The sequence below is a fragment of the Haemophilus parainfluenzae genome (genome assembly GCF_003252755.1).
Classification (GTDB): domain Bacteria; phylum Pseudomonadota; class Gammaproteobacteria; order Enterobacterales; family Pasteurellaceae; genus Haemophilus_D; species Haemophilus_D parainfluenzae_N.
This window is the reverse complement of record NZ_QEPT01000003.1, coordinates 232941-245875: the sequence shown is the minus strand read 5'-3', so window position 1 is coordinate 245875 and position 12935 is coordinate 232941. Positions and strand designations below refer to the sequence as shown.

The window sequence follows — 12935 nt, the reverse complement described above, 5'->3', positions numbered from 1 at the left end:
AGTGAGAGCAGAAAGAGATAGAAGAAGTTATTAAAGGAATAATCCTGGCGGCGATAGAGCGGTGGTCCCACCTGACCCCATACCGAACTCAGAAGTGAAACGCCGATGCGCCGATGGTAGTGTGGGGTTTCCCCATGTGAGAGTAGGACACCGCCAGGTAGTGAATGTGAACCCCGAGCTGAATGGCTTGGGGTTTTTGTTTATGGAGTTTTCAATATTTTAGCAAAGCGTTGATTCTATGATACAATCACCGCCGTAATTTTAATAAAACAAGAGAAAATATGACCGCACTTAATGTATTAATTTATCCAGATGATCACCTTAAGGTTGTTTGTGAGCCAGTTGCAGAAGTCAATGATGACATTCGCAAAATTGTAGATGATATGTTTGATACGATGTACCAAGAAGAAGGGATTGGTCTTGCCGCTCCACAAGTAGATATCTTGCAACGTATTATTACGATTGATATTGAAGGTGACAAACAAAATCAATTAGTGTTGATCAATCCAGAAATTTTGGCTTCTGAAGGTGAAACAGGCATTGAAGAAGGTTGTTTATCTATTCCTGGATTCCGTGCCTTAGTGCCCCGTAAAGAAAAAGTCACGGTAAAAGCCTTAGACCGTAATGGAAAAGAATTTACGCTTGATGCAGATGGTTTATTAGCGATCTGTATTCAGCATGAAATCGATCATTTAAACGGTATTTTATTTGTTGATTATCTTTCACCGTTGAAACGTCAACGTATCAAAGAAAAATTAGTGAAATATAAAAAACAAATTGCAAAACAATAATCAAAAGTGCGGTATAAAATGACCGCACTTTTCCTATTAACGCCATAACGTAGAACATTATGAAATCATTGAATATCATCTTTGCCGGTACGCCGGACTTCGCAGCACAACATCTTGCTGCACTTTTAAATTCTCATCACAATATTATTGCTGTTTATACGCAGCCAGATAAACCGGCTGGTCGCGGTAAAAAATTGCAGGCGAGCCCTGTAAAGCAATTAGCAGAACAGCATCAAATTCCTGTTTATCAACCAAAATCCTTACGTAAAGAAGACGCACAAGCAGATCTTAAAGCGTTAAATGCCGATGTAATGGTTGTTGTCGCTTATGGTTTGATTTTACCTCAAGCAGTGTTGGATATGCCTCGTTTAGGTTGTTTAAATGTGCATGGTTCTCTCTTGCCACGTTGGCGTGGTGCTGCACCTATTCAGCGGTCTATTTGGGCTGGCGATCAACAAACTGGTGTGACAATTATGCAGATGGATGCAGGCTTAGATACTGGCGATATGTTACACAAAGTGTATTGCGATATTGATGAGCAAGAAACCTCAACCTCGCTTTACCATAAATTAGCTGAAATTGCGCCAGCTGCATTGATTGATGTTTTGGATCATTTGGAAGATGGGAAATTCATTGCAGAAAAACAAGATGATAGCCAAAGTAACTATGCAGAGAAACTTTCTAAAGAAGAGGCTAAATTAGATTGGTCGCTATCGGCAGTCCAGCTTGAACGCAATGTTCGCGCGTTTAATCCTTGGCCGATTAGTTTCCTACAATTAACTGATGAGCAGAGTAATGAACAAACCTTAAAAATTTATGCTGCAGAGGTATTGCCACATGTGGATAAACCGGCAGGAACAATTTTAAGTGTCGATAAAAAAGGTATCCAAATTGCCACGAAAGAAGGCGTTTTAAATTTATTGCAACTTCAGCCCGCAGGCAAGAAACCTATGTCTGTGCAAGACTTCCTCAATGGTCGAGCAGATTGGTTCCAGGTTGGTAAGGTTCTAAACTAATGGTATTTCAACGAAAAAAAACGGAAAAATCGACCGCACTTTCGGTACGCGCTATTGCTGCTCAAGTGATTTTACAGGTTTTAGATCAAGGTAAGTCCTTATCAACGTTACTTCCAGAAGTGCAATCGCAAGTAAAACCACAGGATTTACCTTTATTACAGGAAATCACCTTTGGTATTTGTCGCGTATTGCCTCGTTTAGAAAATATTATAAAAAAATTATTAGATAAGCCATTGAAGGGGAAAACCCGCATCGTGCACTGCTTGCTATTGGTGGGATTGTACCAATTACTTTATATGCGCGTGCCCGCCCATGCGGCGGTAGATGAAGTAGTTAATGCCACAAAATCATTGAAATCAGATAGTTTCCGTGGTTTGGTTAATGGTGTACTGCGTCGCTTCTTACGGGAACAAGAGAATATTCTTGCTGTAGTAGATAAACATTGGGAAACGCTTCATCCTGACTGGTTTGTGAATAAACTCAAAAAAGCTTATCCGAATTGGCGTGAAATTATTGAGGCGAATAACCAAAAGCCACCAATGTGGTTACGGGTCAATCAACAGCAAAATGGCACAAAAACTTATCGCACTTTGTTGGAGGAGCAAGAGATAGAGTCATTTGAATGTGATAATCCACATGCTCTGCGCTTAGCACACCCACTTTCTGTCTCGAAACTACCAAATTTTGAACAGGGTGCAGTAACAGTTCAAGATCTCAATGCACAATGGTCGGCCTTATTGCTTGAGCCACAAAATGGTGAATTAATTTTAGATGCTTGCGCGGCACCAGGTGGGAAAACTACGCATATTTTAGAAATGGCGCCACAAGCGAAAGTGATTGCGCTTGATGTCGAGGCTCATCGCTTAAAACGCGTCGAAGAAAATCTTACCCGTTTGAATCAACAGGCGACAGTTGTTTGTGGTGATGCTACCGAGCCAGAAAAGTGGCTCTCAGAAATAGGTTTAAGTGGTGCATCCTTTGATCGTATTTTATTAGATGCACCTTGCTCAGCAACGGGCGTGATTCGTCGTCATCCAGATATTAAATGGTTACGTCAAGAAACGGATATTGCTCAATTGGTTGCCTTGCAAGGACAAATTCTAAAAGCGCTGTGGGCAAAATTAAAACCTAATGGTATTTTGCTTTACGCGACTTGCTCGGTGCTTCCTGATGAGAACAGTCAGCAAATACAGCATTTTTTAGCTGAAACACCCGATGCAGAATTAATGCCATTGCCGTTTGAACAAACGGAAAATACGATTGGAATCCAATTCTTACCACAAGAGAATGGCGGGGATGGGTTCTATTATGCAAAATTGAGAAAACGGTCAGCTTAAATGAATTTGCCTTTAATTGATGTCGTCATTCCTTGCTATAACACTGAACAAACGCTTGTTCGTGCAGTAGAGTCTGTGTTGCAGCAAAATAATCTTGGTCACCTTTGGCTGATTGATGATGCATCGACAGATAATACATTTGCATTAGCCTTACAGCTTGCAAAACAATATCCAGACAGAATTTCTGTCGAACAAATGCCGAAAAATAGTGGCGTTGCGATGGCTCGAAATTGGGGCGCAATGCTCTCTGCTAAAAGTGCGGTCGATTTTGTTGCATTTTTAGATGCGGATGATGCATACGAACCTGGAGCATTAGAAGTGGCGGCGGCAACCTTTCATTTTCAGCCAGATACTTCGGTGGTGAGATTAGCATTAAAACCAATAAATTTAGCCCAACGCTATGCGGAACACCCTAATTTTGATCAGGCATGGCAATATATGCGCATGACCTGCGGGGGAAATATCGTTTTTAATAAAGCTTTTTTCTTAGCATGCGGCGGATTTCCAACACATCAATTATTTCGAGAGCTCGGCGGTGAAGATGGCGCTTTAGGCATTGCAACCACTAAAATGGCAAAAGTAGCGACATTATTTGAAGATGTTGGTGTTCTGCATTTTTGTCGTGAAGGTATGCATGCAGAACGTTTACTCGATGGGCTGTTATTTGGTAAACAAGATCCAGCGATTACAGCCGAAAAAATGGCAGAAGCTGAACAAGTAACATCGACCATTTGTCGCCGTATTGAAGCATTAAAGTGCGGTCTAAATTCAGCTGAAATTGGCATTCGACCTTTGGTTGTGGAGAGAACAGAATGAAAATAATCATCTTAGGTGCAGGGCAAGTAGGCACAACACTTGCGGCAAATTTAGTGAGTGAAGATAACGACATCACACTGGTAGATAATGAATCTCAACATCTGCAGAATTTACAAGATAAGCATGATTTACGCGTGGTTAAAGGTTCCCCTTCTTCCCCTAAGGTTTTGCGTGATGCAGGAGCCGCTGATGCAGACTTGATGGTTGCAGTAACGGCATCAGATGAAATCAATATGATTGCTTGCCAGTTGGGATATACTCTTTTTAATACCCCAACACGTATTGCACGTATTCGTAATGCGGAATATTTGCGTGAGAAAGATAAATTATTTAATGATGAAAACGTACCAATCGATCATCTGATTTCGCCAGAGAATTTAGTTACAGATGAGATTACACGCTTAATTGCTTATCCAGGTGCGTTGCAAGTGGCGCATTTTGCCAATAATCGAATTAGCATTGTGATCGTAAAAGCGTATTACGGCGGTCCATTAGTAGGCTATGCGTTATCCGCTTTTAAAGAGCATATGCCACATATTGATTGCCGTATTATTTCAATTTTACGTAATGATAAATTAATTCGCCCGCAAGGTTCGACCATTATTGAGGCGGGAGATGAAATCACCTTCATTTGTGCGACAGAACACATTAAAGCGGTAATGAGCGAATTGCAACGCCTTGAGAAAACTTACAAGCGTATCATGATCGTTGGCAGCGGGAATATTGCCTCAGGTGTGGCAAAACAGCTAGAAGATAAGTATCAAGTAAAACTCATTGAGCGTGATGGTGAAAAAGCAAAAGTGTTGGCAGAGAAACTCTCTAAAACCCTTGTTTTCCATGGTGACGCCTCTGATCAAAACCTACTTTTTGAAGAACATATCGAAAACGTCGATGTCTTTTTATCATTAAGTGCCGATGATGAAGCCAATATTATGTCGGCGTTACTGGCAAAACGTCTTGGTGCTAAAAAAGCCATGGTACTGATTCAGCGCATGGCATATATCAATTTGATTCAAGGTGGAACCATTGATATTGCGGTTTCACCACAACAAGCGACAATTTCCGCTTTATTAGGACATGTGCGTAAAGGGGATATCAAAAACGTGGCCTCTTTGCGTCATGGTACTGCGGAAGCCATTGAACTTGTGGTACATGGCGATTCGACCACATCCAATGTGGTTGGAAGACAGATTGGCGATCTTAAACTTCCAGTTGGTGCAATGATTGCGGCAATTTTACGTAAAAATGAGGTTATCATTGCACGTCGTCAGGTGACCATTGAAGAAAGTGATAGTGTCATTGTTTATATTAATGACAAGAAATCTGTGTCAGAAATAGAAAAATTATTCCAACCAAGTGCATTTTTTATTTAAATAACAGTTTACTTTTTAATCTGAAAACCTATAATACGCACTCTTTTAATTTTTTAAACCAACACAAAAGGAAATTTTATGAGCTTTCTTAAAGAATTCCGCGAATTCGCAATGCGCGGCAACGTAGTAGATATGGCAGTCGGTGTGATCATCGGTGGTGCTTTTGGTAAAATCGTAAGTTCACTTGTCGGTGACGTAGTAATGCCTGTATTAGGTATTTTAACTGGTGGCGTAGATTTCAAAGATTTGAAAATCACGTTAGCTCAAGCTGTGGGTGAAACCCCAGCAGTAACCTTAAACTACGGTGTATTTATTCAAAACGTCTTTGATTTCATCATCATTGCATTTGCAATCTTCATGATGATCAAAGGTATCAACAAAGTGAAAAAACCAGTAGAAGAAGTAAAAGGTCCTTCACAAGAAGAATTACTTACTGAAATTCGCGATTTATTAAAAAAACAATAAGAATTTAATTCAAATAAAAAAGGTTGGTATTTTACCAACCTTTTTTTACCTAAAATTTAAGCTTTTAATAATAATGCGACAGCCTCGCAAGCAATGCCTTCACTTCGGCCTGTAAAGCCAAGTTTTTCTGTTGTGGTTGCTTTCACGTTGACTTGCTCAATATCACAATGTAAATCTTCCGCAATTTTCGCTCGCATTGCATCGATATGAGGACGCATTTTAGGGGCTTGTGCAATAATGGTTACATCCACATTACCTACTTTATAGCCTTTTGCTTGTACTTGGCGGAATGCTTCTCGTAATAAAACACGGCTATCTGCATTCTTATATTGCATATCGGTATCAGGGAAGAGTTTACCAATATCACCTAATGCTACTGCACCTAATAAAGCATCTGTTAAGGCATGTAAGGCGACATCGCCATCAGAATGGGCAATAAACCCAGTGTGGTAAGGCACTTTAACGCCACCAATAATTAAAGGGCGGTCTTCACCAAAGGCATGAACATCAAACCCATGTCCAATTCGTATCATAGTGTTTTCCTTGTTAAATAAAATTCGGCTAAAGCTAAATCTTCTGGACGCGTGACTTTAATATTATCACTTCGTCCTGCGACTAAGTGCGGTTGAAATCCGGCAAGTTCCATCGCAGAGGCTTCATCTGTAATATTGGCGCCTTGAGAAAGCCCCTGTTCAAGCGCATTTCTTAATAGATCGCAACGGAAAAATTGAGGCGTCTGAGCAAGCCAAAGTTCAGCGCGATCTTCCGTTTTAATAATATCTTGTTGTTTATTTGCGCGTTTAATCGTATCGACCGCTGGAATAGCTAAAATAGCACCTTGCTCATCATCGATTTGGAGCAATTTATCTAAATCTTGATGGGTTAAACAAGGTCTGGCTGCATCATGCACCAATACCCAAGCTTGGTCATTTTTGATCGTATTTAGTCCATTTAGAACTGACTCAGCTCGTGTTTCACCACCTTCAACGAGGGTGATGTTTTGATGAGGGAATAAGGTAATTTCAGAAAGATAGGGATCATTTTTTCCCACCGAAAGGATAACGTGATTGATTGCAGGATGGGATAGAATGACTGAGAGCGTATGTTCCAGAATCGTCTTGTCTAGGATTTTCAGATATTGCTTCGGTTTGTTTGCTTGCATACGGCTTCCAACACCCGCAGCAGGAATGACGGCAATAATTTCGCGGTTCATTATTTATGCTCTTTGACGATGTGATAGAACACTTCGTTTGGTTTGACCATATCATGACTCATGCGTGCACGCTCTTCAATAGATTCAAAGCCTTTTGTTAATCCTTGAATTTCGGCGGAAATCATTTGATTTCTTTGTGAGAGCTTTTCATTTTCAGCTTTATTCTCTTTGATTTGAGCTGCGACATCTTTGTAGTCAAAATAGCCATTTTTACCAAACCAAAGATCGTACTGAAATAGCACGAGAATACCCACTAAAATTCCAATGAAAAGACGCATAAATTACCTATTATTTCTGAAAACTGGGGATAGTTTACCGTGAAATACAGCGAAATGCGATGAAAAAGTGCGGTTAAAAAATAAGATGATTTTTGAAATGATTTCATCGGGCTTGTTAGATTACTTCAGAATGAAAAATGTGATCTATCTCACAAATTAGTTATAAAGTTTGATAAACCCATAGTCACTGCCCAAATAGGCTTGTTATACTTTTGCCTGTCATTATGACTTTTTAACAGAAGGAACAATCAATGAAAACAACATTAAAACTTACTGCTATTGCAGCAATGTCAGCATTTATTTTAACGGGTTGCGCGACTCAAAATAAAAGTGCAGAAGCTGATGCACAGCTTCAACAACAAGCGGTATTAGGTCTAAACTGGATTCAACAATCAGGTGAATACCAAGCCCTTTCTTACCAAGCATACAATGCGGCAAAAGTAGCATTTGATCACGCTAAAGTGAAAAAAGGTAAGAAAAAAGCTGTTGTGGTGGACTTAGATGAAACCATGTTAGATAACAGCCCTTATGCTGGCTGGCAAGTTCAAAATAATAAACCATTTGATGGCAAAGATTGGACTCGTTGGGTAGAAGCTCGTCAATCAGGTGTTGTACCAGGCGCAGTAGAATTCAATAACTATGTAAATACCCACGGCGGTAAAATGTTCTACGTTTCTAATCGTAAAGAAAGCAATGAAAAAGCAGGTACGATTGATGACATGAAACGTTTAGGTTTTAATGGTGTTGAAGACTCAGCGTTTTACTTGAAAAAAGATAAATCACCAAAAGCAGCACGTTTTGAAGAAATTGAAAAACAAGGCTATGAAATCGTTGTTTATGTGGGTGATAACCTCGATGACTTCGGTGATGCGATCTATGGTAAACAAAATGCAGAACGCCGTGATTTCGTTGCACAAAACAAAGCGAAATTTGGTAAAACATTCATCGTTTTACCTAACCCGAACTACGGTGGTTTTGAAGGCGGCTTAGCGAAAGATTACTTCAAAGGTGATTCAAGTAGCAAAGTGAAAGCGCGTTTAGATGCAATTAAAGCTTGGGATGGTAAATAATTCCCTTCTTGAGATAAAGCAACACCCGCAGAGATGCGGGTGTTTTGTTTTAGTCGAAAAGTGCGGTCTATTTTCGCATCATTTTTTCTTTATGAGCGGCGAAGTCGCCACCTTTAGCGAGCATACGGAGCTGTAAGATTACACGTTCTTTTAGCAAATCTTGTTCGGCCTTCGTCATATCTAAGGCATTGGAGCCAGCTGTGAATACGATGGTTACCATGCCTTCTGCCTGTACATAAGAGACATATTGAGAATAGTGATTTTTCTTCGCAATGTATTCAGCTAATTCATCCACAAAGTGTTTGATTTCGCGGGCCGCTGCAGTACGGAAAGCTTGAGAAGTCCCCGAACTTTCACGTAAGAGCAAACGGAACACGTTAGTGCTGTGAGTGATAAATTCAAAAAAGGTTTCAACAGAAACACGGATGACACTGCCGCCGGCATCAATGCGTTTACGCGCTTGGCGCATTAATTGGCGAAGCGTTAAGCCGGCTTCATCCACCATTTCTAATCCGAGCTCATCCATATCGCTAAAGTGGCGATAGAAAGAAGTTGGTGCAATACCCGCTTCACGCGCAACTTCACGTAAGCTTAAATTAGAAAAGCTTTTTTCTGCACTCAACTGATTGAATGCGGCGTCAATTAAGGCCCGACGGGTTTTTTCTTTTTGAATTGCTCGAACACCAGCCATTTGGTTTTCCTCAGTCTATGATGAATTATTTTTTATTCGCTAAAATTGATTTAACTTGCTCACTGATCGCATTTGCAACGCGTTCATAACGATTACGTAACGGAGAGCCTGGACGGTAAACAAGCGCAATAGTACGAGCGGGTTCTGGTGAATGACAAGGAATATATTTTACGCCTTTACGTGTGCCTTCATTTAATACAGCAAGTTCTGGCATAAAGGTAATACCTGCATTGGCTGCCACCATATTACGTAAGGTTTCCAGACTCGTTGCTTGGAAGTGAGAGTCCTCTTTCGCTCCTGCCGTAAAACAATAATCTAACGCTTGATTACGTAAGCAGTGCCCATCATCTAGCATAAGCATTTCTTGCCCTTTTAAGGTATTCATGGCAATTTTGCTTTCTGACGCCCATGGATGCTGTTCTGAAACTGCTAGTAACATTTTTTCATCAAAAATGGGTACTTCGATAAACGCTTCCGTTTCGGGTACGCGAGCGACAATCGCACAATCTAAACGGCCAGTTTCTAATTGTTCTAATAGTTGGTGAGTTTGGGCTTCGTAAAGAAAAACTTCTAAATCTGGGAAAGTTTCTTTCAATGTTGGTACAATATAAGGAAGTAGGTAAGGACCAACTGTTGGGATTAATCCAATGTGTAATGGACCTGTCATTTCTTTACCTTGATTGCTAGCCATTTCTTTGAGTAATTTTACTTCACGTAATACAGTGCGAGCTTGATCGACAAGTAACATACCTGATTGCGTGAAGAGTACTTTACGGCTCGTACGTTCAAGTAAAATAATGCCTAATTCATCTTCGAGTTTGCGGATTTGACCACTTAAAGTTGGTTGGCTAACATTGCAAGAATCCGCAGCACGACGGAAATGTTTAAACTCGGAAAGCGCTACTAAGTATTCTAAATCACGGATATTCATAGGATTCTCACTTTATAGAATATGTCAATTAAAAGGATAGAATTAATTGATTGAGACTATATCATAAAGCTATTATAATGCCTATAAAGTTTTTTAGAACAAATAAATTTAATTAACTAGAAGGAGACACACTATGTCTAATATGGAAGGAAAAAAAGTTCCACAAGTTACATTTCGTACTCGTCAAGGCGATCAATGGGTTGATGTGACCACATCTGAATTATTTGATAACAAAACAGTTGTTGTTTTCTCATTACCGGGTGCGTTCACGCCAACTTGTTCATCTTCTCACTTACCACGTTATAACGAACTTGCGCCAGTTTTCAAACAATATGGTGTAGATGATATTTTAGTTGTATCAGTAAATGATACGTTTGTGATGAATGCGTGGAAAGAAGCTGAAGAAGCACATAACGTAAAATTCATTCCAGATGGTAACGGTACTTTCACTGAAGGTATGGGCATGTTAGTTGGAAAAGATGATTTAGGTTTTGGTAAACGTTCTTGGCGTTATTCTATGCTCGTAAAAAATGGCGTAGTTGAAAAAATGTTTATTGAACCAAATGAACCTGGCGATCCGTTTAAAGTATCTGATGCTGATACAATGTTGAAATACATTGCACCAAACTACCAAGTGCAAGAATCAATCGCAATTTTCACTAAACCTGGTTGCCCGTACTGTGCGAAAGCAAAACAACTTTTACATGATAAAGGTTTAAGCTTTGAAGAGATTGTATTAGGTCATGATGCAACTATCGTGAGTGTACGTGCGGTTTCTGGTCGAGCAACTGTGCCACAAGTATTTATCGGTGGTAAACACATCGGCGGTAGCGACGATTTAGAAAAATACTTTGCATAATTGATTGCTAGGTAGGAAATTTTTTATATTTTTGATTATTAGGAACATAAGTTAAAGGGAGCGAAAGCTCCCTTTTATTTTTATCATTTTTATCTTCTTAAACGCTAAAGCCAATATAGCCAACAGAGACTAAAACAATATAAAAAATGACCATACTTAGTAGCAATAATTTTACGGCAAGTTTGGGTTTATACTGATGTAATTTATAAAGTAAACGCGCAATCAAAACCAAAACAAAGGGATAAATCCAAAAGATAATCGAGAAAAGATCGATCTGAAAATCGCTCAGTGTAGGGTTTTTCACAAAAGAAGTAGAAAGCAAAGATGCCATAGGCCACAGTAAAATGGGTAAACAAAATGCCGCAATTCCCCAAGCGAAGCCGCTAAATCCTGTCGGCATAGTTTGTTTTTTCATAATGAACCTTATATGATGAACAAAAATTAAATGAAAAAGGAATATAGCAAATGCAGCCTTTATTTGGTAGCGAAACTGATGGGATTCAAGAGAGAAAATTGGTGAAACGTTTATTAAGAAAGAAAAAAATCACGTTTATTTTGACCGCACTTTGTGCGTTGATTTATCTCTTGCAGAATATCGGATTTGAAGAGCCAATTATGGATTTATTCCATTATCCGGCTTATTCTTGGGAAGATCAGGAAGTATGGCGTTATTTCACTCATGCTATTGTTCATTTATCGGTACCGCATATTTTATTTAACCTTTCTTGGTTTTGGTTATTTGGTGGCGCGATTGAACGCCGATTTGGTTCTTTCCATTTTTTATTATTAGTCTTAGTGTCTGCCGCAGTGAGTGGCGCTGTACAGAATTATTTTACCGGTCCCGCCTTTTTCGGGCTATCAGGTGTGGTTTATGCCGTGTTAGGTTATGTGTTGGTGGTAGACAAATTGCACCCGCATAGTTTTGACTTACCAGAAGGCTTTTTTACGATGTTACTGGTAGGGCTTGTATTTGGCTTTATTAGTCCGTTGTTTGGTATTAATATAGGCAACGCTGCCCACATTTCAGGCTTTATCTTAGGATTGGTTTGGGGATTTCTGCAGAGTAAAATTAAGGCTAAATCGTTTAGCTAATTCAAATTTATAGGCATTTATATGAAGCAATCATTACGCCATCAGAAAATAATTGAGATTGTGAAGCTAAAAGGGTATGCCAGTACAGAAGAGCTGGTTATCGAACTGGAAGTTAGTCCACAGACCATTCGACGCGATCTGAATATTCTGGCGGAACAAGATTTAATTCGTCGTCATCATGGTGGTGCGGCTCCCTCTTCAACTGCAGAAAATTCTGATTATATTGAACGTAAACAATTTTTCCCTTCCCAAAAAAGTGCTATTGCTCGAGAGGTAGTAAAACGTATTCCAAATGGTGCCTCTTTATTTATTGATATTGGAACCACGCCTGAAGCGGTGGCAAGTGCCTTGTTAAGTCATGAACGTTTACGTATTGTGACAAATAATATCAATGCCGCTCATTTATTACGACAAAATGAAACCTTTGATATTACGATGGCGGGGGGCTCATTACGTAAGGATGGCGGAATCATTGGTGAGGCAACGGTTAATTTTATTTCGCAATTCCGTTTAGATTTTGGAATTCTGGGCATTAGTGCAATAGACCTTGATGGTTCATTGTTGGACTATGATTACCATGAAGTCCAAGTGAAACGAGCCATTATAGAAAGCTCTCGCCAAACCTTATTAGCGACCGACCATTCGAAATTCTCTCGACAAGCGATTGTGCGATTAGGGGAGCTTAAAGATGTAGATTATCTTTTCACCGATGATGTGCCAAAACAAATTGCGGATTATTTAGAAAATAGCAATACAAGGTTAGTGATTTGCAAATGATAGAAATAGGAAGTGCGGCCAAAATTGACCGCACTTTTTTGGTAAGCATCCATGCCTAGCCACTGCTGTTTCGACCAATTCAAAATTAACTTCATTCACCCAACCTCCTTATTGATGTGAGATGAAACTAATTTTGCTGCAATAGTTGTTAAATTTTAGGGATACAAATGGAGGGCAAATCATTCGACTGCCAATTCTTTATTTAGGACAACGGGGAAGGTTTGCT

Annotated in this window: 16 protein-coding genes and 1 rRNA gene; 11 read left to right on the top strand and 6 right to left on the bottom strand. The window is 39.6% G+C overall.

Going from position 1 to position 12935, the window contains the following annotated elements; genetic code table 11:
* The first annotated feature begins 43 nt into the window (after positions 1-43).
* The 7 genes from rrf to mscL all read left to right on the top strand — a co-directional run bounded on the left by rrf (position 44) and on the right by mscL (position 5798).
* Positions 44-159 (top strand): 5S ribosomal RNA (gene rrf / locus DPV95_RS05915).
* Positions 160-281: 122 nt separating this feature from the next.
* Positions 282-791, top strand: coding sequence for a peptide deformylase (gene def, locus DPV95_RS05910; RefSeq protein WP_049368054.1), 510 nt, complete (start codon positions 282-284; stop codon positions 789-791).
* A gap of 59 nt (positions 792-850) precedes the next feature.
* Positions 851-1807, top strand: a complete 957-nt coding sequence (gene fmt / locus DPV95_RS05905) for a methionyl-tRNA formyltransferase (RefSeq protein ID WP_049368055.1) — start codon at positions 851-853, stop codon at positions 1805-1807.
* Positions 1807-3144: a 16S rRNA (cytosine(967)-C(5))-methyltransferase RsmB gene (gene rsmB / locus DPV95_RS05900; RefSeq protein ID WP_049368056.1), complete on the top strand. Its 1338-nt coding sequence runs from the start codon at positions 1807-1809 to the stop codon at positions 3142-3144. The genes fmt and rsmB overlap by 1 nt, the downstream gene beginning before the upstream one ends.
* The gene (locus DPV95_RS05895; RefSeq protein WP_049368057.1) at positions 3145-3960 is read left to right on the top strand and encodes a glycosyltransferase family A protein; all 816 of its coding nucleotides are present in this window, start codon (positions 3145-3147) and stop codon (positions 3958-3960) included.
* Positions 3957-5333, top strand: a complete 1377-nt coding sequence (trkA, locus tag DPV95_RS05890) for a Trk system potassium transporter TrkA (protein WP_049368058.1) — start codon at positions 3957-3959, stop codon at positions 5331-5333. The genes DPV95_RS05895 and trkA overlap by 4 nt, the downstream gene beginning before the upstream one ends.
* 78 nt (positions 5334-5411) lie before the next feature.
* Positions 5412-5798 (top strand): large-conductance mechanosensitive channel protein MscL, encoded by a 387-nt coding sequence (gene mscL, locus DPV95_RS05885; RefSeq protein WP_049364681.1) that lies wholly within the window; start codon positions 5412-5414, stop codon positions 5796-5798.
* 56 nt (positions 5799-5854) lie between these two features.
* On the opposite strand, the gene ispF is transcribed toward mscL, so the two are convergent.
* From ispF to ftsB, 3 genes are read right to left on the bottom strand one after another with little or no spacing between them, the layout of a single operon-like run.
* Positions 5855-6331, bottom strand: a complete 477-nt coding sequence (gene ispF / locus DPV95_RS05880; protein ID WP_049368059.1) for a 2-C-methyl-D-erythritol 2,4-cyclodiphosphate synthase — start codon at positions 6329-6331, stop codon at positions 5855-5857.
* Positions 6328-7011, bottom strand: a complete 684-nt coding sequence (ispD, locus tag DPV95_RS05875) for a 2-C-methyl-D-erythritol 4-phosphate cytidylyltransferase (protein ID WP_049368060.1) — start codon at positions 7009-7011, stop codon at positions 6328-6330. The genes ispF and ispD overlap by 4 nt, the downstream gene beginning before the upstream one ends.
* Positions 7011-7289, bottom strand: a complete 279-nt coding sequence (gene ftsB / locus DPV95_RS05870) for a cell division protein FtsB (RefSeq protein WP_005695064.1) — start codon at positions 7287-7289, stop codon at positions 7011-7013. The genes ispD and ftsB overlap by 1 nt, the downstream gene beginning before the upstream one ends.
* Positions 7290-7540: 251 nt before the next feature.
* On the opposite strand from ftsB, the gene DPV95_RS05865 reads away from it, so the two are divergent.
* On the top strand, positions 7541-8359 hold the full coding sequence (locus DPV95_RS05865) for a 5'-nucleotidase, lipoprotein e(P4) family (RefSeq protein ID WP_049368061.1): 819 nt from the start codon (positions 7541-7543) through the stop codon (positions 8357-8359).
* A gap of 67 nt (positions 8360-8426) precedes the next feature.
* On the opposite strand, the gene fabR is transcribed toward DPV95_RS05865, so the two are convergent.
* Together fabR and oxyR are read right to left on the bottom strand one after the other, a co-directional pair.
* Entirely contained in the window at positions 8427-9050 is a 624-nt protein-coding gene (gene fabR / locus DPV95_RS05860; protein ID WP_014064558.1) for an HTH-type transcriptional repressor FabR, read from the bottom strand.
* Positions 9051-9075: 25 nt separating this feature from the next.
* A complete protein-coding gene (oxyR, locus tag DPV95_RS05855; protein ID WP_049368062.1) occupies positions 9076-9981 on the bottom strand; it encodes a DNA-binding transcriptional regulator OxyR in 906 nt (301 codons plus the stop codon).
* Between the two features lie 133 nt (positions 9982-10114).
* Here oxyR and pgdx point away from each other — a divergent pair, with 133 nt between their 5' ends.
* Positions 10115-10840 (top strand): hybrid peroxiredoxin PGdx, encoded by a 726-nt coding sequence (pgdx, locus tag DPV95_RS05850; RefSeq protein ID WP_049368063.1) that lies wholly within the window; start codon positions 10115-10117, stop codon positions 10838-10840.
* Between the two features lie 97 nt (positions 10841-10937).
* Here the strand turns inward: pgdx and DPV95_RS05845 are convergent, their stop codons facing one another.
* On the bottom strand, positions 10938-11255 hold the full coding sequence (locus tag DPV95_RS05845; RefSeq protein WP_111406797.1) for a DUF5389 domain-containing protein: 318 nt from the start codon (positions 11253-11255) through the stop codon (positions 10938-10940).
* A 50-nt stretch (positions 11256-11305) separates the two neighbouring features.
* Between DPV95_RS05845 and DPV95_RS05840 the strand changes: the two genes are divergently transcribed.
* Positions 11306-11932 carry a rhomboid family intramembrane serine protease gene (locus DPV95_RS05840; RefSeq protein ID WP_111406796.1) on the top strand — a complete coding sequence of 209 codons (627 nt, stop codon included), beginning with the start codon at positions 11306-11308 and terminating at the stop codon, positions 11930-11932.
* Between the two features lie 21 nt (positions 11933-11953).
* Positions 11954-12709 (top strand): DeoR/GlpR family transcriptional regulator, encoded by a 756-nt coding sequence (locus DPV95_RS05835; RefSeq protein ID WP_111406795.1) that lies wholly within the window; start codon positions 11954-11956, stop codon positions 12707-12709.
* Positions 12710-12935: the final 226 nt, after the last annotated feature.

What these genes read in the sequence shown, in the direction of transcription:
- DPV95_RS05840 (WP_111406796.1), top strand. Translation starts at nt 11,306, where the DNA reads ATGCAGCCTTTATTTGGTAGCGAAACTGATGGGATTCAAGAGAGAAAA.
- ftsB (WP_005695064.1), bottom strand. Translation starts at nt 7,289, where the DNA reads ATGCGTCTTTTCATTGGAATTTTAGTGGGTATTCTCGTGCTATTTCAG.
- fabR (WP_014064558.1), bottom strand. Translation starts at nt 9,050, where the DNA reads ATGGCTGGTGTTCGAGCAATTCAAAAAGAAAAAACCCGTCGGGCCTTA.
- mscL (WP_049364681.1), top strand. Translation starts at nt 5,412, where the DNA reads ATGAGCTTTCTTAAAGAATTCCGCGAATTCGCAATGCGCGGCAACGTA.
- oxyR (WP_049368062.1), bottom strand. Translation starts at nt 9,981, where the DNA reads ATGAATATCCGTGATTTAGAATACTTAGTAGCGCTTTCCGAGTTTAAA.
- ispF (WP_049368059.1), bottom strand. Translation starts at nt 6,331, where the DNA reads ATGATACGAATTGGACATGGGTTTGATGTTCATGCCTTTGGTGAAGAC.
- DPV95_RS05895 (WP_049368057.1), top strand. Translation starts at nt 3,145, where the DNA reads ATGAATTTGCCTTTAATTGATGTCGTCATTCCTTGCTATAACACTGAA.
- DPV95_RS05835 (WP_111406795.1), top strand. Translation starts at nt 11,954, where the DNA reads ATGAAGCAATCATTACGCCATCAGAAAATAATTGAGATTGTGAAGCTA.
- pgdx (WP_049368063.1), top strand. Translation starts at nt 10,115, where the DNA reads ATGTCTAATATGGAAGGAAAAAAAGTTCCACAAGTTACATTTCGTACT.
- trkA (WP_049368058.1), top strand. Translation starts at nt 3,957, where the DNA reads ATGAAAATAATCATCTTAGGTGCAGGGCAAGTAGGCACAACACTTGCG.
- def (WP_049368054.1), top strand. Translation starts at nt 282, where the DNA reads ATGACCGCACTTAATGTATTAATTTATCCAGATGATCACCTTAAGGTT.
- fmt (WP_049368055.1), top strand. Translation starts at nt 851, where the DNA reads ATGAAATCATTGAATATCATCTTTGCCGGTACGCCGGACTTCGCAGCA.
- ispD (WP_049368060.1), bottom strand. Translation starts at nt 7,011, where the DNA reads ATGAACCGCGAAATTATTGCCGTCATTCCTGCTGCGGGTGTTGGAAGC.
- DPV95_RS05845 (WP_111406797.1), bottom strand. Translation starts at nt 11,255, where the DNA reads ATGAAAAAACAAACTATGCCGACAGGATTTAGCGGCTTCGCTTGGGGA.
- rsmB (WP_049368056.1), top strand. Translation starts at nt 1,807, where the DNA reads ATGGTATTTCAACGAAAAAAAACGGAAAAATCGACCGCACTTTCGGTA.
- DPV95_RS05865 (WP_049368061.1), top strand. Translation starts at nt 7,541, where the DNA reads ATGAAAACAACATTAAAACTTACTGCTATTGCAGCAATGTCAGCATTT.